Consider the following 25,894-nt stretch of genomic DNA (forward strand, 5'->3'; position numbering starts at 1 on the left):
AAAGCGAACGATGCTGCGCTACTCTTGCTTGTTTTCCATCAGACGCCGCCGCACATCCTGCTGATAGGCCTGGAAAACAGATTCAATATGTTCTTTCATAGCCTGGACCGTTCCATCTGGTGTCCCGTCTTTGAGTGCGGCAAAAATCGCATCGTGCTGATCGGCTGAAGCTAACAGTGATCCAGGCGCCCCACCGGTCGCCATTTTGATGGCCCAGCGTTGCAGGCGCATCACGGTAGCAACGGTTTCGAGCAGGAAAGGATTATGCGCAGCCTCAGCGATACCATAGTGAAAGGCATTATCGCTTTCAAGAAAAAGATCCCAGTCGCCCGCCTCGGCAGCCTGGCGATTAAGCTGAACAGACTTCTCTAAAACACGAAGCTCGGAGAGTGTAATACGTTCGGTCGCCAGTCGGGTCGTCAGGGACTCCTGCATACTCCTGAACTCAAATAGCTCGCGCACGTGCTCAGGATCGACCGGCATTGAGAACTCGATGGCGGCCGCGGCAAATGGACGCGTCTTATCGTTTACATAGATACCGCTGCCCCGTCGCGTGCGCACATATCCGCTGGCCGTCAGCATCTTTACCGCCTCGCGTACCACAGCCCGGCTCACACCAAGCTGTTCCGCCAGTTGCTGCTCAGTCGGCAGACGATCACCGGGCTGCAGTTTCGCTTGCTGAATAAACTCAACGAGCCGGGTGGCAATAGACTCATATTGGGGTTGATAGCTACTTTCAACTCTGGTTGTTGCAGTCATAAGTCCTTTTTTCTCTCCGCAGACATCATTGGCTGATAAAATGGCGGCTCACGTCTTTGCACGCCCAGACACAGGCTGAGCGGGGTCCAGAATAAGTATTACTATTTTGTGAGGACAGCATTCAATAAAAGATCACGTTGCTCTGCATTATAACGGAAAATATCATCTATGACAAGCGCCGCTAGCAACGTAACAGAAAAGGCGCTTTTCCCTATGCCTGTCGCTCTATGTCTGAGGCATGGAGAAAATTATTCATATTTATTAACTCGCATCTATATAGTCAGCAAAGGACATCTATTCGATAGGCGTAGAACGTATCAAAAATAAGGATGTGTCTATCTATTTAAGGAAGCAATGATGCAAGAACAAATATCCACTTCTCGTCTATCCAATAAGACCTATCAACCGATCGAGGATTACGGGGTTATTGGGGACCTGCATACGGTTGCGCTGGTAGGCAAAAATGGCGCTATCGATTGGTGTTGTATCCCAAGCTTTGATGCACCCAGCGTTTTTGGCGCCCTGCTCGATGTAAATAAAGGGGGCACCTTTCGCATCAGTCCAGCATTCGATCAGACCACCAGCATGGGGCGTCGACAGATGTACTTGCCCGAGACCAATATTCTGATCACGCGCTTCTTGACCGCCGATGGTGTGGGAGAGATTACGGACTTTATGCCCATCAAACAGCCCGGTTCCAAAGTCCTACAGCATCACATTATCCGTGAAGTCAAGGTGGTTCGTGGCTCACTGCCCTTTGAGATGGTGTGTACACCTGCCTTTAATTACGGACGCGATCCTCATACACGTAGCCTTTCCGCCCATGGTGTCGTCTTCCATAGCGCCTCACTTAGCCTGGGGCTGGCGTCTACGATCCCGCTTGCAGAGGATGAGGATGGGGGCGTGCACGCGAAGTTCACCCTGCATACCCATCAGCGAGCTTATTTTGTGCTCGAGAGCGCGCAAGACCACGATATAGAGCCTCAACCAATCAGTTCCCGACAGTATGAGCGTGCTTTTCAGGAAACAATGAACTACTGGCAACGCTGGCTCTCTCAGTGTCAGTATCAAGGACGGTGGCGTGAGATGGTGCAGCGCTCGGCCCTGGTGTTGAAGCTGCTTACCTATCAGCCAACGGGGGCGATCGTGGCTGCGGCAACCACCAGCCTGCCAGAAACACTGGGAGGCGCGCGCAACTGGGATTATCGCTATACCTGGCTACGCGATGCCGCCTTCAGCATCTATAGTCTGTTGATCCTGGGATTCTATCAGGAGGCGGAAGCGTTTATGGGATGGCTGGACGCCCGTTGCCATGAGCTCAAAGACAATGGCTCTCTACAACCAATGTACACCATCAATGGCGGGCACGATCTGACCGAATTAACACTCGATCACCTGGAGGGCTACCGACAGAGCGCGCCGGTCCGTATCGGCAATGGTGCCTATAAGCAAAAGCAGCTAGACATCTATGGCGAATTGATGGACTCAATCTATATCTTTAACCGACATCAGGATATCTCTTACGATCTCTGGCATAACCTGCGCCATCTGCTGAAGTGGTTAGGGGAGCACTGGCGAGAGCCTGATGAGGGGATCTGGGAGGTCCGTGGCGGCCAGCAGCACTTCGTCCATTCACGCGTCATGAGTTGGGTGGCCTTTGATCGCGCTATCCGTATCGCCCGCCATCGTGGCCTGCCCGCTCCCATAGCCGAGTGGAGCGATATCAGTGCCAGCATCTACGAAGATGTCATGCAGAATGGATGGGATGAAAAGACCAGAAGCTTCGTCCAGTACTATGGCAGTAACGCCATCGACGCCAGTTCGCTGCTCATGGTCCTGACCAAGTTCACCGGCCCGACCGATCCGCGCATGCAAGAGACCATTGACCGCATACAGAAAGAGCTCACCAGTGACTCGCACGTTTACCGCTACAATCCCACGCACGCGGCGGCCGATGGATTGGGCAGCTACGAAGGAACCTTCAGCCCCTGTAGCTTCTGGCTGGCCGAGACGCTGGCCCGCTCTGGCCGCCTTGAAGAGGCACGGCTGGTCCTGGAGAAAATGCTGACGTACTCCAATCATCTGGGACTCTACGCGGAAGAGATCGGACCGACCGGCGAGGCACTGGGCAACTTCCCCCAGGCCTTTACCCACCTCTCCCTGATCAGCACCTGCTATAATATGGACCGCGCCCTTAATGGTACCCTGTTGCGCTAACCGCTTATAAGCAGGAATAATATCCGACAGGAAACATTGGCGGCGCCCATGAAGGGCGCCGTTTTCTTTCCAGTCCTGGCATTGTCAGGAAAATCAGCGCCAGCAAGAGGTCCATTCAGGCGTCAAAGAAAGCCCGGGAATAGCCAATGTGATGGATTTGTTATCGTATAATGGGACAGATGGGTGGAGGATAGAGTATGATGTACTTGCACATGTGAAAATTGAGGCCAGCACCAGAACACATCCTCTGCTCGTGGCTGGCATGGCTGTTTTCACAACTCGATATAGATAGCAAAAAGAAATGTGAGCGGTTCCCGCATAGGAATATGCTAATGCAACAGGGCTTCAACTCGACAGAAACCCATTATTAGGATAAAATCTTACGGGAACTCAATTAAGTAAGATGCAATCTGCAAGGACGCATGATTACGAGAATGCGATTTCATGACTTGCGACATTCCGCGGCCACTACTGGCTATGAGCGTTGACCCCAATGTTGTACTGCAACGGCTCGGTCATGCAAGCGTACAGAGAACTTGCGTTTCGTATGGACTTCACTGAAGGTCCATGCCTCTAAATAAAAGCATTAAACGCTTCAAAGATTTTTAATGTTCGGCAGAAAAGCAAATTCGTAAATAGTTGTGTCCAGATGAGCGCACGCTGAGAAACTCGCGGCTTGATCTGTTTGTCACACGAAGGGAATTATACATTTTATGCAGGCTGAAACGGCTTTACAGGCGGACTCAAAATTGGTTAAACGAAATGATATTCGGAATGTCGCCATTATCGCCCACGTAGACCATGGAAAAACGACGTTGGTGGATGGATTGCTGAAACAGAGCCATATCTTCCGCGAAAATCAGCAGGTGGGTGCATTAATTATGGACTCCAACGATCAGGAGCGTGAGCGCGGCATCACCATCCTGGCGAAAAATACAGCCATCGATTACCGGGACACTCGAATCAATATTATTGACACACCGGGACACGCTGACTTTGGTGGTGAGGTGGAACGTGTATTAAACATGGCCGATGGCTGTATCCTGCTCGTCGACGCCGCTGAGGGACCGATGCCCCAGACGCGCTTTGTGTTGCAGAAGGCGCTGGAACTTGATCTGCAACCGATTGTGATCATTAACAAAATCGACCGCAAAGATGCACGCATCGACGCGGTGGTTGAAGAGACACAGGATCTCTTCCTGGAACTGGCGACATCGGATAGCCACCTGGACTTTCCGATCCTTTATGCGATCGGGCGCGATGGCGTCGCTATGTATAAACCAGAAGATGAGCGCAAAGACCTGCAGCCTTTGTTCGATACCATCGTGAAGACGGTACCCGCTCCTGAAGTTGCGATCGATGCTCCTTTCCAGATGCTGATAACAGCCCTGGACTATGATGATTATAAGGGTAAATATGCCATTGGCCGCGTCATCCGTGGACGCATCACGCCTAACACATCGGTGGCGCGCATCAATCGCGAGGGCGACGTTTCGCGTCAGAAGATCAACCTGGTCATGAACTATAAAGGCCTGCAGCGCACCGAGGTTCCAGAGGCGATCGCGGGCGATATCGTCGCACTGACCGGCATCTCCGATGCCAATATCGGTGAGACGCTGGCCGACATCGACCATCCTGAGGCTCTGCCCTCGATTGAGATCTCCGAGCCAACCTTGAAAATGACCTTTGGTGTCAACACCAGTCCTTTCTCGGGTCGCGAAGGAAAGTTCTCGACTTCACGGCAGTTGCGCTCGCGCCTCTATCGCGAGCTGGAGACCAATGTCAGTCTGCGTGTTGAGGATGGTAATACCCCTGACGAGTTTGTCGTCTCGGGCCGTGGCGAATTGCACCTTTCGGTTCTGATCGAGACGATGCGTCGCGAGAGCTATGAGCTGCAGGTTTCCCGCCCAGAGGTCATCACACACGAAGATGAGAACGGCCACCTGACCGAGCCAGTCGAGCACCTGGTTATCGATACCAAAGATACCTATATGGGCGTGTTAACCGAGGCTCTGGCCATTCGTAAGGCGCAGCTCACCAACATGACCAATGATGGCAGCGGCAATATTCGCATCGAGTACGACATTCCAACCCGTGGCTTGATCGGCTTCCGCAACGCCTTCCTGACCCTGACCAAAGGAAATGGCGCCATGAGCAGCCTGCTCAAAGGCTTCGTACCCTGGATGGGTAAGATCAACAGTGCCCGCATGGGCGCCCTGGTCGCGTCCGAGCTGGGAACCGCCGTCACCTACGGACTCAGCAACGCTCAGATGCGCGGCGATACCTTCATCGAGCCGGGCACACCGGTCTATGAAGGCATGATCGTCGGCCTCAATTCGCGTCCCGATGATCTGGTCGTCAACATCTGTAAAGAGAAGCAGAAAACCAATATTCGCTCCTCTACATCAGACATCGCGGTACGCCTGACGCCACCCATCCTGATGAGCCTGGAGCAGTCGCTCGACTTCATCAACAACGACGAACTGGTCGAGGTAACGCCAAAGAACATCCGGTTGCGCAAGCGCTACCTGACGCAGCACGAGCGCGCACGCATGCGCTCCCGCGAAAACGACTAATCAATTCAACCAGCCTGCTACTCTTGTGAAATAGTGCAAGAGTAGCAGGCTGGTTTTTATATTGGTGCAGCAGGGGTACGCGAAGGCGTACCCCTGCTGCACCAATATAAAAACCAATTTTCAAATTATCTTAAAAATTTGTCATTATTGAGCCATTAAATCTGTCTATATATGTGTACTACTATTCCCGATAGTAATACTTATGACAGACTAGCGCCCGAAACACAGGAACGCCAACGTTCCTTTTCAGCCGGTACAACGATAGTACAAAGAAATGGAGAGTTTATTATGGCAAAATTCCTGCGTAAAGCGGCCCTTGTCCTGTCTATATGCCTATCAGGCCTATTGGCACCCACATTATGGACAGGATATAGTGCTCCTTCCCACGCCACTCAGTACACGCATAGCTCCCAGGCTGCATCCCAGCTCACCAGTATACATACTTCCGACGTGCCTAACGTCACCTGCCCGCCACCTCCGCGCGGCTGCTGGTAAAAAAAACGGGATGGTACAGGGGGGATGGATAGCGATCTCTTGTACCATCCCTCTGCACCTTTGCCTGCAAATTGTGTTATGATTGAAGCAATAACACTACTAGATGGAGGCAGGGAGCGTGGAAGAACAGGCGCAAAACCAGAGGCTGCCGCAGGTCACGTTCTATACAAAAGCCGGCTGTCATCTCTGTGATGAGGCCCGCGAGTCGCTGGATGAGATCGCGACTCAGGCCGAATACGACCTCACCGAGATCGATATCCGGCGCGATATGGACCTTTTCGAGCGCTACCGCTATCGCATTCCGGTCGTGATGATTGATGAAACCATTGTGGCGGAAGGCCGTATAGAATATAGTGATCTGGCATCAGCGTTTAACATAAAGTAGTACAACAAGGAAGTAGAGAGCGATGGCAACACAATCATTCAATCACAATCACCAGCCGGGGACCCCTCCCCCGCCGCATGTGCTGCCAGGCCGATCAAAATCCGCCTTTGAGCGCTGGATTGATCGTGGCGGCGATTTTTTAACTGAATACTGGGCTTTGATTATCTCCATTGGGTTAGGGATACTGGTGGCGATCGCGATCGCGATCCCGTTCCTATCCTACCTGGGCCTGGATAGCATCGCCAAACCGCTCTTCTTTTCCTTACACTACGTCTGCGCCCAGATACCGTCGCACTCGATCTACATCTTTGGGCATCAGCTGGGCCTCTGTGAGCGCAACTTCTCCATCTATACCTCAATGTTTCTGACCAGCCTGATTTTTGTGTTGAGCAAGAAACGGATGCCTGGCATTCCCTGGTGGCTCTGGATCCTGATGCTACTTCCAATGGCCTGGGATGGCACGACACAGATGTTTGGCTGGCGGGAAAGCGACTGGATACTGCGCGTGATTACCGGTACCCTCTTCGGCGTTGGCAACATCTGGTTCGCCCTGCCCTTGATGCAAAAAAGCCTGAATGAAGCCACCCTGCCACCCCAAGTGAAAGCAACACCGCGCCAGGCGCACCCCAACCTGTAAACAAATTAAGGAGTGCGGGGTTCTCCCTGCTGGGGTGTGGGCGAGCATGCTGGGAGCATGCTCAGTCCCCACAAAACTTCTTTTTCTCTTTTTACGCGCCGCCGAAGGCGGCAATTAAGAATTGGCTGGTAGCCAACTATAGCGGAATGCGCTATAATCAAGCGGTTAGCAGAATTATCATCATACCGTTAGAGCCAGCAAGGCCCCTATGTAAGAGCCAGAAACAAGTAGAGAGAGTATGTCCGAGAATTTAGCACAACAGGAAACAACCTTTGCCGTAACCACCCTGGGCTGCAAAGTCAATCAAGCCGATAGCGAGGCCATTAGCGACCAGATGGACGCGGCCGGCTTCAAGCAGCGCGACTTTGAGGAGCCCGCAGATGTCTATATCGTCAATACCTGTACCGTGACGCACCTGGGAGATCGCAGCTCGCGCCAGCTGATCGCACAGGCTCATCGCCGTCATCCCGACGCGCTGCTGGTCGTCACCGGTTGCTATGCCCAGTTGAATCCGCAGGCCGTCTCTGCCCTGCCTGGCGTCGACCTCGTCATCGGAAATACCGAAAAAGAGGGGCTGGTCCCGACTATCCGCGAACACTTGTTGCGCCCGGGGTCTACAGATGAAGAGGTACAGGACGCAGGCATGGACAGCGAGACAGCGGCGACACAGCCGAAGCGCTCACTGCCCGTGCTGCCCCTCGATACCCAGCATATCGGCAGCGATAACGCGCTGACCTTCCGGGTCCAGGAAGATGAACCGCAGCCCGAAAATCCATCCCGCCTGACGCCGTTTACGGACAACGTGCAGACCAGCGAGCTGGCCAATAATCGTCTGTTCTCACGCACCCGCGTGCAGATGAAGGTACAGGATGGCTGCGATAATCGCTGCACCTACTGCATCGTGCCGTATGTGCGCGGCGGATCACGTAGCCGCAGTATCGCCTCAGTAGTTGAAAACGTACAGCGCAAGGCGCGCGCCGGCTTTCAGGAGATCGTGCTCACCGGTATTCACCTGGGCGATTACCATCCTGACCAGGATGAAAAGCTGGATCTGGGTGACCTGATCGCGACCTTGCTGCGCGACACTGATATGCCGCGCATCCGCGTCTCATCACTGGAACCCGAAGATTTTCAGCTGGAGTGGTTGGAGATGTGGGCCGACCCGCGCATGTGTCGCCATCTGCACCTGCCGATGCAGAGTGGTTCAGATGCCATCCTGCGCCGCATGGCCCGGCGCTACAATAGCGAACGTTACCGCACCATCATCACCACCGCCAAACAGCTGGTGCCTGGCATCGCCATCAGCACAGATATTATCACGGGCTTTCCCGGAGAGACCGACGAGGATTTTGAGCTGACCTATCAGCTGGCAAAAGAACTGGAGTTCGCCAAGTCGCACGTCTTCCGCTTCTCGCCACGCCAGGGTACGCCGGCGGCCCGCATGCGCGGCCAGATTAAAGATGTCGTGAAAAAGGCCCGCAGCCAGCGTTTGCTGGAATTGAACGATGAGCATAGCCGCCTGTTTCGTGAGCAGGCGCTCAACCAAACCGTTCCGGTACTGATCGAACAATTCAAGCATGGCAAGTGGGAGGGTCTGACCGACAACTATATCCGCGTCGAGGTCAACGACCTGCCCGAGAATCCCGCCGGCTGGCAGCATACCGTGGTCCAGGCTCGTCTCAATTACCTGATCGACGATGGCGTCCATGGCACCTATATCCAATAACACAGATGATACCTATACGCAAACGTCTGCCAGCCTGGAGCGTGGCTCTACTGGTAGGCATCTTACTACTCATCAGCGCGTGCAGTGATATGCCAGTGAACCAGGCTGGTGATCAGGCGCGCGCGCAGACCAATCAAGTGCGAGGGACCTTTAGCGAGTACCCACTGCCACAGGATAAAAGCGGGATCATGCGTCCCGCGATAGATAGTCATGGCCGCGTCTGGTTTGGTGAGATGGGCCAGAACTACCTGGCCTCATTTGATCCCCGCAGCAAGACCTTTGAGCAGATCACACCTCCCCAGGGGCAGGCTGGCATCATGGGGATCATTGTGGCACCCGACAACACAGTCTGGTATGCCGAGCAGTACGCCAACTATATCGGTCATTATAATCCTATCAATAAGCACTTTGATATCTATACGCTGCCCACTGTGACCAAACCAGATCCCACCAGCAGCAAGCAGACGCTCAAGCTGCCAGTCGCACCTAACGAATTATTACTGGATCGGCAGGGGAACATCTGGTTCACCGAAATGAACGCTGATGCCATCGGCAAGCTCAACGTCAAGACCGGTACGTTCAGCCACTACCCCCTATCCAAACCCAGGACTGTGCAGAAGCTCAGCCCCTATAGCATCACACAGGACAGGCAGGGAAAGATCTGGTTCACCAACTCGGGGACCAACACGATCGGCAGCCTTGCTCCAACCAATGGCTCTCTACGCTTTTATACCCCACCTACGCCAGCGGATCAGGATCCTTTTTCATTGATGGAGATTACAAGCGATCCCTCTGGCATGCTCTGGATCAGTACGTTTAATACCAACAACATAATCCACTTCGATCCACACAGGGAGAGCTTTACCACTTATGCCGCCCCCGGTACCAGTCGCGGCATCCCAGGCATCTACGGCCTGCTGGCTACCTCATCAAACGATATCTGGGCCACCGTCTCGGCCTCCAACTCTATCGTCCACTTTAATGTTAAAACAAAGGCGTTCGATTATTATCCCATCCCTAGCTCGAACTGCACCCCACTGGGTATCAGCCAGGCACCGGATAAGAGCTTCTGGTTTACCGAGTCGGCCACTAACCAGCTGGGTGTCCTCAAACCCTGAACAACCGTCTCTTAGCCTTCTTTGCGGGCGAATCTCTCGTACTCAGCAGGCAAGGCAAAACCAAAGTGTTCGCAGAGGACACGCACATCGTGATAGTCATTCTCATCCAGTTCATAGCCTGAATGAAACTTGAGCAGCCACTCGGGCGAGATGCACTTCACCGGGTATCCCCCTATCGTCCCACGACCGGTCAGGGAATCGGGCGGATACTCAACGCCAAATACCAGCCGACCCTGCTCATCAAATGTATAAGAATGAAAATCGACCTCGTGGCCCTGGTCATCGCCCATCACAAAGTTACAGTCGCGTGTATCATCGCGGGGCACGTCTCTATAACCATGCGCCTCAAGCAGAGAGCGCAGCGCGGGCACATCCTTATGCTGCAATGCGATATCCAAATCTTCATGCGGACGCGTCTGCTTTCCCACCAGGGCATCGACGCCCCAGCCACCATCGACAAAGACCTCGATACCATGCCGCGCACAAAGCTGCAGAAACCACACAACAGCATCCCCATTCATCTCCCTGCAGCCTTTTTGTTCAAAACTTCCAGTATGTTCCATCTGTCTTGTACCTCGTCATACACTACACTAAGGAGATATCTGAAAACCCGGGTTGCGCGCCTGCGGCGCGCAATTTATTTATGAGGAGTTGAAATAATACAGTATGTGGGTGCGAAAGCACCCACATACTGTATTATTTCAACTCCTCACTTGTGCAGCCGCGTATGCGGCTGCACAAGTGAGAGCGCTCAATTTCCCATTGACGATAAAGGTCAGGCCAGGTACGTGGCAAACCAATCCAGGATGTGCTGCAGGCGCACCTGGCGCAGTTTGGGATGACCGCCACGCGAGAGCCCATGGCTCTGTCCTTCGAAGCGCACAAACTTCACATCCCGACCCAACCATTTGAGGGCCGCGAATAGCTGCTCGGCCTGCTCAATGTTACAGCGCAGGTCCTGCTCGCTGTGAATAATAAGCAGCGGCGTGTGGATGTTCTTGACATAGGAGATGGGAGACATATGCATATAGCTTTCCAGGCTCTCCCAGGGAGTGGTGCTCAGAACGTCGCTGGCGAGATCCCAGCCGATGTCGCTGGTCCCAAACATAGTAGCCATATTGCTGACACAGCGATCGGTAATAGCAACCTTGAAGCGATCGTAGTGACCAACCAGCCAGTTCGTCATAAATCCGCCATAGCTGCCACCGGTAACCGCCAGGCGCTGCTCATCGATATAGCCTCGCTTGATTACCTCCTCCATGCCCATCATAATGTCGATGGAATCTTTCTCGCCCCAGGCGTTACGCACGGCATCGGCGAACTCATAGCCATAGCCCAGGCTACCACGAGGATTACAGTAGAACACGACATAGCCCTGTGCCGCTAACAGCTGCATTTCGTGGAAGAAGCCATAGCCGTAGCCTGTATTGGGTCCACCATGAATCTCGACCACCAGGGGATATTTATGGGCGGGATCAAAGTCCTGTGGCTTAAGAATCCATCCTTCGATCTCCCAGCCATCGGCACCGGTATAGGTAATGCGCTCCGGCTGTGCCAGGAAGATCTCATCAAGCAAGGCATCATTGGCGTGCGAGACACGCTGTAGCTCCGCCTGGGGGGCCAGCAAACACACAAAGATCTCCTGCGGCAATGTGGTTCCGCCAACCAGTAAGGCCAGTTTTTGTGAGGCGGCATCTATGCTGAGATCACGCACGTGCACCTCACCGGGGGTCAGTACAGGCGGATCGGTATTCTCGCTCTGGCTGGAGAGGGCAAAGACCTGAGAGGCGCCCCGGTACGTGGCGACCGCGTAGAGCGTCTGCCCATCCGCGGACCAGACCGGCGCGGGAGCCAGGTGCTCATCACCAACATCAGAGTTGGTCCAGTCAGCGAACGCCCCGACAAAGTCGGTCGAAAGGCAGGTGGGGACTGTATCCTGCGCATCGGCGGCAATGCGATACAGGCGCAGTTGACCGGCGGCATGCACCTTTGGGGCAGCCAGGAAGGCCAGCTGCTGTCCATCTGGTGACCAGGAGGGCGAAGAGCAGCCCAGTTTACCATCGGTAAGGCGCCGCGGTTCAGAGCTCTGCAGGTCCAACACATAGACATCATCACCAGGAAACTGCCAGCGGTCCTCGTTGTGATTGGAGGTAAAAGCGATGCGTGTCCCATCGGGCGACCAGACAGCTTCGCTATCATCCCAATCCCCATCCGTCAACTGGCGCGGCTCACCGCCGGTGCGGTCAACTAAAAACAGATGGGAGCGCCGCTCGTTGATGAAACCCACGCCATCCAGGCGATACCAGAGACGATCAATTACACGCACCTTGGGCAGAGGCTTCCCCTCGGCCGTCTCTTCATCAGCCGGTCCGACGGGGGCATTAAATGTCAATTGCTGGTTGTCAGGAGACCAGGCCGGGGAAGCGGCGCCGTGCTGCATATACGTTACCTGCCGGGCTTCACCGCCATCGGTGGGCATAACCCAGATCTGTGGCTTCCCTTTCCCTTGCTTCTTCTGCATGGCGGGATCACTACTGTAGCCTTCGCCCACGCGCTCTGAGACAAACGCCAGCCAGCGACCATCCGGCGACCAGCTGGGACTATGGGCGTTGGCAGGACCGGTTGTGAAGCGTCGTGCCTGCTGATCCTGTAGTGAAGCAATCCAGATCTCAGAATGATACTCATGCTTCTGCCCATCGATGATTGTTTCCACATAGGCAATTCGCTGTCCATCCGGTGAGATACGTGGCCGACTCAAAAACTTTAGCTGATACAGATCATCAATCGTAATGGATCGTCCCATAACATCAATCCTCTTCCTTAAAAAATTGAAACCCATGGTAATATATACGCTTGCATTCAGCATATTACCACGGGTTTTCGATCATTTGAAAAAATCACCGGCGGCGACGGCTGCGGCGATCGCGCTCCAGGGCGATATCGAGGGTCTCGTGCAGGCGCTCAAAGTCATCAACATCGAGCTGCAGCTCGATCGCCGGCAGATCTTCGGGACGGCCACGCCCCTCCTCGAACAATTGCAGAACCATTACCAGTTCGACCTCGTCCAGGCTCAATAAACCTTCGTCCGTCGGCAGGTCAAGTGGATTTTCGATCTCTTCGTCCTCATCGGTCTCCTCTGAGGTATCCGCGCGTGGAATGAACTCAATATTGGTACGGGCGCATTTCAGCCGTCCGGTAATCTTTAATGCGTCCGTGGACATCTCCTCAGCCAGTTCGCGCACCACCTCCATCATCTGGACGAAAGCATCCTGTAGCTGCTCCAGGGCATCTTCATCACTATCAGCATCCATCTCTGAAGCCAGTTCGTTATGGCCCTGACTACTACCAGCCTCCGGCAGGCGCTGGCGCGCCAGTTCATTGAGCTGCTTTAAAGCCTGAGCAAAAGCTGGCGAGAAAGAGGTCCCATCACGTTCAGCCGACCGGCTTCCCTCTTCATGCCCACCCTCATCGTGGCTGCGCAAAGGCTGCTCATCCTCTTCCTCCTCATCATCATCGTTGTTCCCCGCATTCAAGCCAAGAGCTGCCTCAATCATGAGAATCTGCTGATGAAGCTGCTCTGCTACTTCACGGGGGAAGTAAGAAATAACACGTGCCTGACGTGATGCTGCCAGTAATTGAAACTGGGGCCAGTCCCGGTACCGTTCTCGGCCACGCAGATAGCGAACTTCGACCACACCCAGCGTGTCCAGCCGCAGCGAAATTTCCATGACTCCCTCCTCATAAACCGAACGAACCGGCTATTGAATCCATTTGAAATACTACCATCCACACCGCCCTGTCTCACATACATGTGCTATACATGCTCAAGACAGGAGCGAAGTGCCTGTATCAGTCAAAATCCAACGACCATTTATACTACACAACCACCCGCACATATATGAAATACGCTTATGCTCTCTTTGCTCTGCTCTCCTGAACCAGAAATAATCCTCTTTTCACAGCACTTTTCACTGCTGAAAAGCGGGTCTGGTAAAGAGCAAAAAAGGTGATAGATAGGCAGATGCAATTTGGATATAGCCTGCTTCAGAATATACGTCACCATCATATCACAATGGTGAAGAATTGAGATAATCCTGCTCACCAGTTTCCCCTCACCGACTCCTATCGGAATGCTTGAGCGCCCCCTCGCAGGCGTCCGTGCTGATGTGTGAGGTGGTGCATCGGATACGCCATGCGCACCCGATGCACCACCTCACACATCAGTCATATCCTATCTATTCGGCACTGGCCCAGAAAGTGGCCAGGCGAGGGCGAACAAGCAGCAGCGTAGTGGCCAGGATGACCAGCAAGATGCCTAACAGGAAGAGCGCCAGGAAAGTGGGAATACCCAGCGAGGGCAGGAAGAGCACGTGGATCGCGGTGACGATCACCAGTGCCGCAGAACTGAGAACGAAGAAGCGAATGTGGGTAATAAACCCTAGCAATAACAGGATGATGGATTCACCGGCCAGCAACAATGAGGGTCCCACATTGGCGTGCTGGAAACTAAGCCAGAGCGTTGGCCCTAGCAAGAGGCTCGCTCCGGCAACCGAACAGAGCTGCCCAAGGACCTGGTGTTGTTGAATGCGAACATCATGGCCGATAAACGGCGCAATGACGATAAGGTACACGGCCGGAGTGGTGCAGAGGATAGTAAGTTCCGTCTGCCCCAGCGTATGCAGTTCCCAGCTCACGGCCAGGGAGCAGAGAAATCCTGCGACGTAGCGCAGTAGCCTCTGACGCGACTGATCGAGCTGCAGTTGACCCCACCATAAGATCAGGCCCGCCAATACGACCAGCGAACCTGCGGCAATATGTGAGGACTGACTATTATTTACCGACAACACAAAGCTGCAGAATACCACCAGCATCTCGCCGATGAGCGCCACCCCGCTGGTCAGCAGGTCCGCAGGAACGATCGAGTAGCGCGGCGCGAAGAGCCGCCAACCAAACTGGGACACGAACACCAGGCAGAAGATCAGGCACAGCAGTCCCAGTTGATTCCATTGTCCGATACTCGCATGCAGAATCGTCCAGGCAGCCAGCACAGTGGCCAGAATTATCAGCTCAGGCACCCGCTCTACCAGCACGATTATTATCACCAGCGCGGTAAACATACCCAGCGTCAACAGGAGCCATGGCAAAGGGATCGTCGACCCCTGCATCTCACACCAGACGCAGGTATTCGCCATACTCACCAGGGCGATCACGTACCAGATCCAGCCCCAGGCTTGCAGCGAAGAACCAGAAAAAAACTTCAGGACTCGCAGCGCAATCATTCCCAGCACACTGCACACCAACACACTGCCAACCAGTGCCAGCAGGACAAGTTGTGTCTGCATCAGACAGCCAACGCGACCGATACCAGGCAATACAACGATAGATGAACAGGCAACGATCGAGGGTAACAGCATAATTCCCCAGAAGGCCAGCAGGGCTACTAACCAGAGCCCATGTTTCTGCCGCTCAAGCAAAGAGATGCCGTACGCGGTCAACGCGAAGACGAACAGGAGCAGCGGTATCGCCGCATAAAAAGGCGTATTGACCCCGTGGAGGGTGCCTTGCACGCCAGTCAATATGGCTCCGAAGACGGCGGTAGCATAGACTGGCAACACATGGCGAACCTGCAGAGTACGCTGCTTCCCCGTTGCCTCCTCCATCCCAAAGCGTACATAGCGAATGCCCAGGCCGACACCCGCGAAAGCCAGCGTCAGCAAAGGAGGACGATACAGGTCCCCTAGCTGGCCGGCCGCGTAAACGGCCCAGCAAGCTAGAGCAGCAAAAATCCAGAGCAGGGCCAGTTGCACCCATTCATTGCGTTCAACGACCCCAGACAGATATATTAATGCCGCGAAACCGAGCAGGGTCCAGGACGCCGCCTGACTCCAGCCCTGCATTCCTCCCTGTATCTCCATCGCCAGCACCGCGCTGATGGCTACGATATACCAGGGGAGCGCCCACTTCAAGCTGAATACACGACTGATCACAACCGCCAGCAACAAGACTCCAATCGCTACCCCGGCCAGCCACCAGAATTGATTGGCCGGAATCGATACGCCCAGCGCGGCAAAAGCGGTTGCCACACCCAGTATCCAGACGTCACGATCGATCACGGCGGCTACATACCAGACAAGCGCCAGCAAGGCTATTTCTATACTCAATAGAGCGGGAAGCGATATCCAGTTGGACAGCGCATGCTGGGGCACAGCGTATTCATGGAAAGCAAAGGCAACGCTATACAGAAGTCCCATCACATACAAGGGCCACGCGCGATTGATCGAGAGCATACTATGCGCCCGCGCCGGTCGGTGCAACTTCTCCCAACGCGCACAGATGGCTGCTAGCACGGGCATCGACAATGCCAGACCGAAAAACGGAAGTGGTTGATCGACCAGGGTCAACAGTGAGGTGATCGCCAATACCACCGGCAGCACCAGCCAGTTATCTAGCTTCATATACAGAATCAGGGTATAAGAAGCGAAGATATACAGCAGCAGGAGCAGGACCACGCTTCCAGAGGGAAGCCTAAAACACAAAGACAAAGATTCACAGGCAACCCAGAGGGACAGAACCGCCACTGGATACGACCAGGAGGCACCCACCCAACGATAAATGAAGGCCGCCACCGCAGCCCATGCGATGGTCAGAACGCACAGGCCCCAGATCAGCGAGCTATTGGTCCAGAGCAGAAGCTGAATCTGTACAACATGCAACAACAGGCCAGACAACAGGAGTAGCCAGCACCAGCGGGCCACATCACGTCCCGGTATTTTTTGCCACCCCACATGATTTATGATGACTCCAAAGAGAGCAGCGCTCCCAATGACAACACAACACAGCTTGATCGGCAGCCAGACATCAACGACAAAGGTTGAATACCCGGCGCTGTCATACGGCATCCCATACGCCCGAACGAACATCTGGATCGGTAAACCGGGATCGGTATTATATGCCGTCAACATCACCAGCAGCACAACCAGGATCTCAAGCTGCAGATTCATCGCTTTGATGGGCCAGGAGCGTCGAGCACTTATGCGTGTTATCCACCAATAGAACACGGCCACCAGCGTCATGGCCAGCACATACCCCATGGTCGTCGCCAGGCCAGCAAAGAGGAGAGAAAGCACAAATGCCAGAAAGAGGTAAGGCAGCAGACGAGCCACATCATAGCGTCGCGAGCGCCAGGTAAACAGACTGGTCCAGGTCAATGCCAGCAAGGAGTACAGCGCGATCGACAGGCGGCCTCCAAGCTCTACCACGTTATGAGCATCCCGGTGAAGCATGACCATCATACTATCGAGCAGTCCACCCATGATAAGCGTCCCAAACACAGCGCTATACATGAGGAGAAGCCCCGGCAGGCGCAGAATCTCTAGCCGTTCGTTGCTCAGCTTTGAAGTCCCTGAACCGGTAACGAAGTAGAGCATGGGAAATGCCAGCAACATAAAAGCGCAGGACCACCACCAGAGGTTCAGTTGTAGCGCTGAGGCGACAGCCAGGTCAGTAATGGCCAGCGCCACCGCCGCCAGGTATCCAAATGGCTTGAAGCGCTGATAGACGGCCAGAGAACTATAAGCCAGCGTAGCGTAGGCAGCCGAGATCGCGATCAACGTCGCCGATGAGAGCTGCCCATGGCTGACCAGACGATAAAATGAAAAGCCAAGCAGGGGAATCTGTAGAGCGAAGATGGCGGTATAGATGATGGCAACTGTACGTACACGAGGAAAACGGAACGCAATGGCACCGGTAGCCCCGAAGAAGATGTGGACGCCTAAGAGAACCAGGAACGCCAGCAACAGATCGGATGTAGTAGCAATAAAGCTCAATGAGCCCACCAGGATCAGAAAAGCACCCAGTGAGGCCACGATATTAATCGATTGGTCCGCGAAAAACGAATGCCAGGAAAAGGTTGGCTGCGGCGCGATAGGCGCGGGAGACGGTGCAGATTGGCTGGTAGATGGGGCCTGCTGTAGCGGTGGTGCGGGCACAGCCAGTTTCTTCTCCTCCACTGGACGTGTAGACACTGAAACTGGTTGGGGATGGGGCAAAGCGACGGTGGTGTGGGCAGCAGACTGCTCCCCCCGAGCTCGCGCCTCAAAATCAACAAGATAGTCCAGGCGACGCTCATAACGGCTTATCAGATCGGAGACCGTAATCTTCGCGCCACCGTGGGTGGCGACACGCGCCAGTTCGCCAATCGCCCTGCTCAGGAACGCCTTCTCTCGAGCGAGGTCCATTGGATAGCCGCAACGCAAACACTCGCTTTCGCTCCCTGAACCTGGCGACCCGCAACAATCACAGCGGGAAGCATGCAGATGCATATCTATACTCCTCAAAAAACCATCAGGTATTTTCATACATCGATACAGAAAAAGACAATGAATGCGAAAGATGATGATTTCAGTGTACCGTGTTCAGTTTATGCTCAGCAGTGTCATATGTCCCATTTGCATAAGCAGTTGCCTCCATACCCATTGGTATGGGGCTAACGAAGCGCCCCCGCTCAGGCGTCCGCTACGCGGCCGCCTTTGTTATATATATGAGCTGGAGCAAAAAACGCGCGTCAGACGCGCGTTTTTTGCTCCAGCTCATATATATAATTTTTGAGCACCTACGCTCAAAAGAATACTTAAAGTGATACATTTTTTTCTTGACAAAGCGCAACAAATCGGTTAAGCTTTGTCTGCTTAGAAAAGATTGATATACATAGAGGGAGTAACACTGTGGTGAACATACAAGGGCTCGGCGTTCATGATTCTGTCGGCAAGCCTCTTGTGGCCCACAGTCGCATTCTGCTCATTTTTGCGGAATCTTTGAGGTAACTCCCCCTCTTTCTCGCTCATTCACACGACTGTGGACCCCCGGTAAAGTCCACGGTTTTTTGTTGTCCGCATTTCTACCTCATCTACACATCTAACCGCCAGGATAGATCCGGCCCGCCGTTCTTGTAAACCGATCATTAGATCATCCGTTGTTGCCTGTTCAGGAAAGGAGTCCCTATGCGCATCCCGCTCAAAGACTACCGGGAGCTCTTATGGCGTTATCTGGCCCCTCAGCGCATACGCGTCTTGTTGCTCGGGCTACTGCTCTGCGCTGATATAGCTTTGCAATTGATCAATCCGCAGTTTTTGCGTACCTTTATCGATACCATTACGTCCAGTGGGCCGCAACCAGTATTGCTCGGGTTGGCGATCCTCTTCATTATAGTAGCGCTGGTGCAACAGCTGGTAACTATCGCCGCCACCTACATCAGCGAGCGGCTGGCATGGATCGCCACCAATGCGTTGCGCGCCGACCTGGCCCTACACCTGGTCCGCATGGATATGTCATTTCACAAGGTGCATACGCCAGGTGAAATGATCGAGCGCGTCGATGGCGATGTGACGAATATGGCCAACTTCTTCTCGCAATTTGTGATCAAGATCCTGGGCGGTCTGCTGCTCTTGCTGGGTATCCTGGTCATCCTCTGGTATACCGAGTGGCACGTCGGGCTGGCGCTGAGTGTCTTCGCCATCATCGCGCTAATCTCCATTAATGCCGCGCGGGGCATCGCGATTAAACCCTGGAAAGCCTTTCGTCAGACGAGCGCGGAACTGTTTGGTTTTTGGAGGAGCGCCTGCGCGGCACCGAGGACATCCGCTCCAGCGGAGCGCAGCCGTATATTATGCGCCGCCTGTTCATGCTTACACGCGAACGTCTCAGAACGGGCAGACGGGCACGTATCCTCTCATCCATTCCCTGGAGCATGCCCGTCCTTTTCTTTGCCACGGCCTATATAATCGCCTTCTCATTGATCGCCTGGCTCTATGGCACACATAGCATCAGCATTGGCGTGGCCTTCCTGATCTATTACTATACCCAGCAGCTCTCGCAGCCGATCATGATGATCTCGAATCAGCTCGACGACTTTCAGAAGGCCAGCGCGGGCATTGTACGTGTACAGGAATTGATGGGGACGCAGAGCGAGTTGACCGATGGCGAAGGGATCCCCCTGCCAGAAGGTCCGTTGAGCGTAGATTTTAAGCAGGTTGACTTTGGTTATGGCGAAGAGGAGATGGTGCTACAAGATGTCTCGTTTCATCTTAAACCTGGTGAGGTACTCGGACTCCTTGGACGCACTGGCAGCGGCAAAACGACGATTACACGCCTGCTCTTTCGTCTTTATGATCCAGCAGCCGGTAAGGTCGAACTGGGAGGGGTTGATGTTGCTCATGCGCACCTGTCCGATCTACGCCGCCATATTGGGATCGTCACCCAGGATGTGCAGTTGTTTCATGCTACGGTACGCGATAATCTGACCCTCTTCGATAACAGTATTGATGATGCCCATATCGAGCGGGCACTGCAGCAGTTGGGGCTGACCGATTGGTTTCATAAGCTGGCGGATGGACTGGATACCATGCTGGCGGCCAATGGGGGTGGACTATCAGCGGGCGAGGCCCAGCTGCTGGCCTTCACGCGGGTCTTCCTGCACAATCCGGGTCTGATCATCCTGGATGAGGCCTCTTCCCGCCTGGACCCGGCCACCGAACAGCTCATTGAGCGGGCCGTCGATACCCTGCTCAGCGGTCGCACCGGTATCATCATCGCCCATCGCCTGGGAACCGTCAAACGGGCCGATACCATCTTGATTATGGACTCGGGGCACATCGCGGAATATGGGGAGCGGGAAGCGCTGCAGATGGATTCCCATTCTCAATTCGCACGATTGCTGCTCACCGCACACGAAGCAGAGGTGCTGGCATGAAAACGTGGAAATTCTTCGCGAGCCTGGTTCGCTTTCAGCCCTGGAATTATACCTTCAATTGCCTGGCTATCGTCACGGTCCTGCTGGCCGAAATGATTCCAGGCCTGGTCGGGCAACAGTTTTTTGATCGCCTGACGGCACGGCCGGCCGTGAATATCGAGCTCTGGTGGCTGATCGCGCTGTTGCTGTTTGCCGCTCTTGGTCGCATTGCCGGCATTGTCTGCTGCCAGATCACCAATTCGCCGTTCATCCTTTGCAATACGGCCCTGTTGCAGAAAAACATCCTGGCCCGTATCCTGCAGTTGCCGGGGGCATACGCCCTGCCAGCCTCCTCAGGAGAGGCCATCAGCCGCCTGCGCGATGACGTAGACGAGAACTCCGTCTTCTTAATGGCCTTTAATGATTTGATCGCCTTCACCGTTTTTTCACTGGTAGCCATGATCGTTATGTTGCGCATTAACGTCGTCATCACCCTGACCATCTTTTTACCGCTGGTCATGATTACCGCGATAGTTAACATCGCCAGTATGCAGATCAAGAAGCGGCGTGGCGAAAATCGCAAGGCGACGGGCGATGTGACCGGATTCTTAGGGGAAATGTTTGGTGCCGTACAGGCCATTCAGGTCGCCAATGCCGAGGAGCAAGCGATTCAGCACTTTCGCCAGCTCAATAAAAAGCGTATGGACATGACCGTACGCGACCGCATCTTTGACCAGGTCTTACAATCATTCTTCGCCAATACAGTGAGCCTGGGGACCGGCATGATCTTGTTGCTGGCCGGTCAATCGATGCATGCGGGTACATTCACCATTGGTGACTTTGCCCTCTTCGTCTACTATCTGGGCTGGATTACCGAGTTCACCACCCAGTTTGGTCTCGTACTGACACGCTATCGCCAGGCGGGTGTTTCGGTGGAACGCATGCTCACCCTGCTCAAGGGGGCGCCTTCCCATACACTCGTACAACCGGGTCCGATCTATACTAAAGGTCCATTTCCAGAGGTACCCGAACTTCCCCAAATTGGGGCCGACCGGCTACACATTTTGGAAACCAGAGACCTGACCTATCATCACTCGGGTAGTGAAGCGGGTATAGAACAGGTCAACCTGCAATTGGAGCAGGGGACGTTTACAGTCATTACCGGGCGTATCGGCTCAGGGAAAACAACCTTGCTGCAGACGTTGCTGGGTCTCTTGCCCAGAGAGCGGGGAGACATCTACTGGAATGGTCAGCCGATCCCGGACCCGGCCGCCTTCTTTGTTCCTCCACGCAGCGCCTATACATCACAGGTCCCCCAGCTTTTCAGTGATAGCCTGCGGGATAACATTCTGCTGGGGTTACCAGAAAATGAGCAGGCGCTGCAGACAGCCTTACACCTGGCGGTACTGGCGCCCGATATCGCCGAGATGGACAAAGGGCTGGACACGCTGGTCGGACCCAAAGGGGTACGGCTCTCAGGCGGCCAGATCCAGCGCTCGGCCGCCGCCCGTATGTTTGTACGACCGGCCAGCTTGCTGGTGGTGGATGACCTTTCCAGCGCCCTCGATGTCGAGACTGAAGCGCTCCTCTGGCAACGCATTTTTGCGAGCCCCGAACATACGGTCCTGGCGGTTTCTCATCGACGAGCCGCGCTACGCCGGGCCGATCAGATTATTGTTTTGAAGAACGGCAAAATCGAGGCCCGAGGCAAAATCGATGAGCTTCTGACCAGCTGCAGCGAAATGCGCCATCTCTGGCATGGTCAACACAGCCTCCAACCAGACACGGATTAACATGGCTCAGCACAAGCAACAGATACGCATTTGACATTTTAACTCCTGGTTATTCTAGTAGAGAGGCTATCAAATCGATAGTCTCCCTACCAGGATTTTTCTAATCCTTCTTGAGAAAGGACTTAGGTATCGTATGAGAACAAATGACGATCAGTCGCTTGATAATGTCCAAACGTACCTGACTGAAATGATCACTGCTCAGCGTGCACGCCGCACAGTTCTGAAAGGAGCTGTCGCGGGCCTGGCCTCTCTTTCGGCCCTGGGAACGGGCGCACTTATCAAACCTGGAGGAGTATTTGCACATAGCTTGAATTCGAAGCTTCAGCACATTCTTGATGTTGCCATAACAGCCGAACAACTGGCTGTCACCTTGTATAGCAGTGTGGACAACACTACCAATTCAGGCATGAAAAGTATTGGTCTAACCGATCTACACGCTGCTTTAGTTGAAGAGCAGATCCATGAGCTCTTTTTAGAGTCCCTGGGCGCGCAACCGCTCACCAGTACATTTAGTTTTCCAAATGGCGCCTCCACTTTTACCGATCTGCGAACATTCATCGAGACGCAACAGCAGCTAGAAGGTATTTTGGCCTCGATCTATCTGGCTGGCGTACTGGAAGTTGCACAGCTTGATCAAGAGAGGTTAGCCCAAATTCTGGCGCAAATCGCTGCCATTGAGGCTGAGCATCGTGTACTGGCTCGTCAGGTAGCCGGTCTTATCCCGGCAAATAATTACGCTTATGAGCCGGTATTGATTAAACACGTTGCGGACGCGATAAGTGTACTATCCACGTATGGATACCTGAGCCCGGTCCCCGGCAATAGCTATGCGTATTCCCAGGTCAGTACACATTTCCCAGGAATTGAGTATCGTACTCCTTACGTCACAAACAGCACTCCTGGTAGCACTGGTGGCTTATCCACTCTATCAGGCCCTGGTGGTCCCGGCGCTCCCGGCGCTCCCGCCGCTCCCGGTGGTCCTGGTGATTTCGGAGGCGCTGGCGCTCCTGGCGGTCCTGGCGCTCCTGGCACCTCTGGAGGACAGACTGGCCCTATTGACAATCTTCAGTACGGGGGTGGTGATAGCGGTCCATCCGGGTTTGCGCACAAGCGGCCAGTTAAGATGGGCTTCTAAGCGCTCAGTCTGATATTCCTGGCAAAGGATAGCAGGCTCTATACCTCTAACCCATCACATATACCCACTATGGCATAGAGCCTCTATCGACCCTGGTAGAGAGAATGCGTACACGCATGCTCATCACCACGCCAGAAGTATCAGTCTGGTTGCTCTTCTTTCTGGTGAAGGTAGTCGATAGCTCCATCCAGCGGCACCACATAATCAGAGCAGAGCGCATTCAGCAAGAGGACGCTGTATTGATCTGCCAGGCGGGTAAAGGTTAAAGCATCGCTGGCATTAAACCACTGATGCGTCCACTGCAGTGCCGAAAGCACAAACAAACAGGCGAGCAAGCTATCGGACACACGAAAGACCTTCTCTTTAACACCCGCGACAACAACGCGGTAAAAGTATGCATCATACGTTTCACGCATTGCCTGAATCTCCTGGCGCCGGACATCATCGAGAAAGACCCAATCGCGCAAAAAAACGCAGACATGATCGCGATCCTGCGCTACAACTTCCAGGTGACGATAGATCAACAGATGCAACTGTTCAGCCGGCGAAATCGTACGCGGCACGGTACGCGCCTGGGTTAAAAATAGACCAGCCACGCGAGACACAATATGCCAGAGCATTTCATCCCTGGTCCCGAGCAAGCCAACGACATGAGCTTCACTCATCTCTAATACACGCGCGATATCACGCATCGCCGTACCTTGATATCCCTTATCACCAAACTGCTTCGCCACGATGGCCCATAGTTCCTCTTTGTTACGCATCTTCACTTCACCCCCACCAGAACAACCACACATTACAATACTTGATATGCCGAAAGAGGTTATTCACCCCTGGCTACTCTAAAGATACCTACAAGTGTATCCAAAGCGGAAAAAAACAAGCCGAGAATATATATACAGGCAGCCTTGTTGCTCGGAACAGAATAAGATATAGTAGTGGGTGCAAAACAACCTATGTGTAAGAGAGAGTAACATGAACCCATTCGATAGAATATTCACACGCTACCGCAATTTTCCTGAAGTCGATTTGACGCAGGGGCGTAGTATCGCTTACTCGCGTAGCACCACGCGCAGAATCATGGAGTTAATCGACGCCAACGGACAGGGCAACGTCCATGGCGGCGTCATCATGCGCATGGTCGATGAGGCGGCCGCCATTGTCGCCATTAAACATTGCCAGAGTCCGACCGTCGTCACGGCCCGTGTCGAGCGCTTCGACTTTCTCGCCCCCGCCTTTATCGGCGATGTGGTCTCCGTTCTCTGTACCATGCATTACGTCGGCAGAACGAGCATGGAGGTCGGCGTAGAGGTCACCGCTGAGGACCTGATCAGCCGCGAGGTACGCAAGATCGCCAGCAGTTATGTCATCTATGTAGCCCTGGATGAGAACCGCAAACCACGGCAGGTCCCTCCACTGGTCCCGGCCGATGAAGAAGAGGCAAAGATCATTGAGCACGCACGCCAACGCCGTCTGCGCCGTCAGAAGATCGATGAAGAATTCAAACAGCTACAGCGCGAAACCGACGCACACTAAAACAACCCAAAAGAAGCGGCATCCAATACGTTAATATTGGATGCCACTTTCTATATGACTGGAACAGATATGTTTAGAGGCCCAGGGACTCAACAGTCTCCAGTACTTCGTTGGCGTGCTCGTCAGGCTTCACCTTACGCCAGACTTTGCGCACGACGCCGTCTTTATCGATCAAGAAGGTCTGACGGTCAACGCCCATATACTTCTTGCCGTACATGTTCTTTTCTTTCCAGACGTGATACTGTTCCGCGACCGTCTTTTCGGTATCAGCAAGCAGGGGGAATGGGAGAGAAAACTTATCTTTAAACTTCTGGTGGGATGCGATACTATCTACACTGATGCCGAGAACGACTACGCCGCGCTGTTGTAGCAGATGGTTGGCATCACGGAAGCTACAGGCCTCCTTCGTACAGCCAGGGGTATCATCTTTTGGATAGAAATAGAGAACAACAACGTTCTTGCCCTTGAAGTCTCCTAAATGTACCTGACCATCTTTGACTATATCTTCGCTACCAATAGCGGGCAATGTAAAATCGGGAGCAGGCTGCTGTTCCTGAATTTCAGTCTCGCTCATAAAAACACCTTTCATCTTAGCGTATATGGTTCGCGTTATAGGCCATCCCAGAAAACCAGATAGAGGACAGTTTCTGGTACGCTCTTTATATGCATTGTAACAGGGGCCATGCCAGAAATATTCCTCTCAATACCACAACACAGGCAGCAAGGAACACATAGTTGTGTCCTTTGCTGCCTGTGTTGTGGTATGGTTATAATTCCACGCGGAGATTCAG

The 25,894-nt window shown here is 53.8% G+C and carries 18 protein-coding genes; 11 read left to right on the forward strand and 7 right to left on the reverse strand.

Annotation, left to right across the window (positions count from 1 at the left end; all coding sequences use genetic code 11):
* Positions 1–18: 18 nt before the first annotated feature.
* Positions 19–759, reverse strand: a complete 741-nt coding sequence (locus AABA21_RS16270) for a FadR/GntR family transcriptional regulator (protein ID WP_338251903.1) — start codon at positions 757–759, stop codon at positions 19–21.
* 354 nt (positions 760–1,113) lie between these two features.
* On the opposite strand from AABA21_RS16270, the gene AABA21_RS16275 reads away from it, so the two are divergent.
* The 6 genes from AABA21_RS16275 to AABA21_RS16300 all read left to right on the forward strand — a co-directional run bounded on the left by AABA21_RS16275 (position 1,114) and on the right by AABA21_RS16300 (position 9,913).
* Positions 1,114–2,976 carry a glycoside hydrolase family 15 protein gene (locus tag AABA21_RS16275; RefSeq protein ID WP_338251904.1) on the forward strand — a complete coding sequence of 621 codons (1,863 nt, stop codon included), beginning with the start codon at positions 1,114–1,116 and terminating at the stop codon, positions 2,974–2,976.
* Positions 2,977–3,689: 713 nt separating this feature from the next.
* The gene (typA, locus tag AABA21_RS16280) at positions 3,690–5,552 is read left to right on the forward strand and encodes a translational GTPase TypA (RefSeq protein ID WP_338251906.1); all 1,863 of its coding nucleotides are present in this window, start codon (positions 3,690–3,692) and stop codon (positions 5,550–5,552) included.
* Positions 5,553–6,165: 613 nt separating this feature from the next.
* Entirely contained in the window at positions 6,166–6,432 is a 267-nt protein-coding gene (locus AABA21_RS16285; RefSeq protein WP_338251908.1) for a glutaredoxin family protein, read from the forward strand.
* Between the two features lie 22 nt (positions 6,433–6,454).
* On the forward strand, positions 6,455–7,069 hold the full coding sequence (locus AABA21_RS16290) for a DUF2085 domain-containing protein (protein WP_338251910.1): 615 nt from the start codon (positions 6,455–6,457) through the stop codon (positions 7,067–7,069).
* Positions 7,070–7,307: 238 nt separating this feature from the next.
* A complete protein-coding gene (gene mtaB / locus AABA21_RS16295; RefSeq protein ID WP_338251912.1) occupies positions 7,308–8,795 on the forward strand; it encodes a tRNA (N(6)-L-threonylcarbamoyladenosine(37)-C(2))-methylthiotransferase MtaB in 1,488 nt (495 codons plus the stop codon).
* A 5-nt stretch (positions 8,796–8,800) separates the two neighbouring features.
* Positions 8,801–9,913 carry a Vgb family protein gene (locus AABA21_RS16300; protein WP_338251914.1) on the forward strand — a complete coding sequence of 371 codons (1,113 nt, stop codon included), beginning with the start codon at positions 8,801–8,803 and terminating at the stop codon, positions 9,911–9,913.
* A gap of 11 nt (positions 9,914–9,924) precedes the next feature.
* Here the strand turns inward: AABA21_RS16300 and AABA21_RS16305 are convergent, their stop codons facing one another.
* The 4 genes from AABA21_RS16305 to AABA21_RS16320 form a co-directional block, all read right to left on the reverse strand.
* On the reverse strand, positions 9,925–10,434 hold the full coding sequence (locus tag AABA21_RS16305; protein ID WP_338251916.1) for a nucleotidyltransferase domain-containing protein: 510 nt from the start codon (positions 10,432–10,434) through the stop codon (positions 9,925–9,927).
* Positions 10,435–10,688: 254 nt separating this feature from the next.
* A complete protein-coding gene (locus tag AABA21_RS16310) occupies positions 10,689–12,716 on the reverse strand; it encodes a S9 family peptidase (RefSeq protein WP_338251918.1) in 2,028 nt (675 codons plus the stop codon).
* Positions 12,717–12,810: 94 nt separating this feature from the next.
* Positions 12,811–13,641: a hypothetical protein gene (locus AABA21_RS16315; RefSeq protein ID WP_338251919.1), complete on the reverse strand. Its 831-nt coding sequence runs from the start codon at positions 13,639–13,641 to the stop codon at positions 12,811–12,813.
* A 507-nt stretch (positions 13,642–14,148) separates the two neighbouring features.
* Positions 14,149–18,234: a hypothetical protein gene (locus tag AABA21_RS16320; RefSeq protein WP_338251920.1), complete on the reverse strand. Its 4,086-nt coding sequence runs from the start codon at positions 18,232–18,234 to the stop codon at positions 14,149–14,151.
* Positions 18,235–18,912: 678 nt separating this feature from the next.
* Here AABA21_RS16320 and AABA21_RS16325 point away from each other — a divergent pair.
* The 4 genes from AABA21_RS16325 (at position 18,913) to AABA21_RS16340 (ending at position 23,567) form a co-directional block, all read left to right on the forward strand.
* A complete protein-coding gene (locus AABA21_RS16325) occupies positions 18,913–19,692 on the forward strand; it encodes an ABC transporter transmembrane domain-containing protein (RefSeq protein WP_338251922.1) in 780 nt (259 codons plus the stop codon).
* On the forward strand, positions 19,659–20,660 hold the full coding sequence (locus tag AABA21_RS16330) for an ABC transporter ATP-binding protein (protein ID WP_338251924.1): 1,002 nt from the start codon (positions 19,659–19,661) through the stop codon (positions 20,658–20,660). The genes AABA21_RS16325 and AABA21_RS16330 overlap by 34 nt, the downstream gene beginning before the upstream one ends.
* Positions 20,657–22,432: an ABC transporter ATP-binding protein gene (locus AABA21_RS16335; protein ID WP_338251926.1), complete on the forward strand. Its 1,776-nt coding sequence runs from the start codon at positions 20,657–20,659 to the stop codon at positions 22,430–22,432. The genes AABA21_RS16330 and AABA21_RS16335 overlap by 4 nt, the downstream gene beginning before the upstream one ends.
* A 133-nt stretch (positions 22,433–22,565) precedes the next feature.
* Positions 22,566–23,567, forward strand: coding sequence for a ferritin-like domain-containing protein (locus tag AABA21_RS16340; protein ID WP_338251928.1), 1,002 nt, complete (start codon positions 22,566–22,568; stop codon positions 23,565–23,567).
* 140 nt (positions 23,568–23,707) lie between these two features.
* Here AABA21_RS16340 and AABA21_RS16345 read toward each other — a convergent pair whose 3' ends face one another.
* Positions 23,708–24,331 (reverse strand): TetR-type transcription factor C-terminal domain-containing protein, encoded by a 624-nt coding sequence (locus AABA21_RS16345; protein WP_338251930.1) that lies wholly within the window; start codon positions 24,329–24,331, stop codon positions 23,708–23,710.
* 211 nt (positions 24,332–24,542) lie between these two features.
* Here AABA21_RS16345 and AABA21_RS16350 point away from each other — a divergent pair, with 211 nt between their 5' ends.
* Complete coding sequence (locus tag AABA21_RS16350; RefSeq protein ID WP_338251932.1) at positions 24,543–25,103, forward strand: acyl-CoA thioesterase; 561 nt, start codon at positions 24,543–24,545, stop codon at positions 25,101–25,103.
* A gap of 73 nt (positions 25,104–25,176) precedes the next feature.
* Here AABA21_RS16350 and bcp read toward each other — a convergent pair whose 3' ends face one another.
* Positions 25,177–25,677: a thioredoxin-dependent thiol peroxidase gene (gene bcp / locus AABA21_RS16355; protein ID WP_338251934.1), complete on the reverse strand. Its 501-nt coding sequence runs from the start codon at positions 25,675–25,677 to the stop codon at positions 25,177–25,179.
* Positions 25,678–25,894 lie beyond the last annotated feature (217 nt).

The sequence above is a fragment of the Dictyobacter halimunensis genome (genome assembly GCF_036245075.1).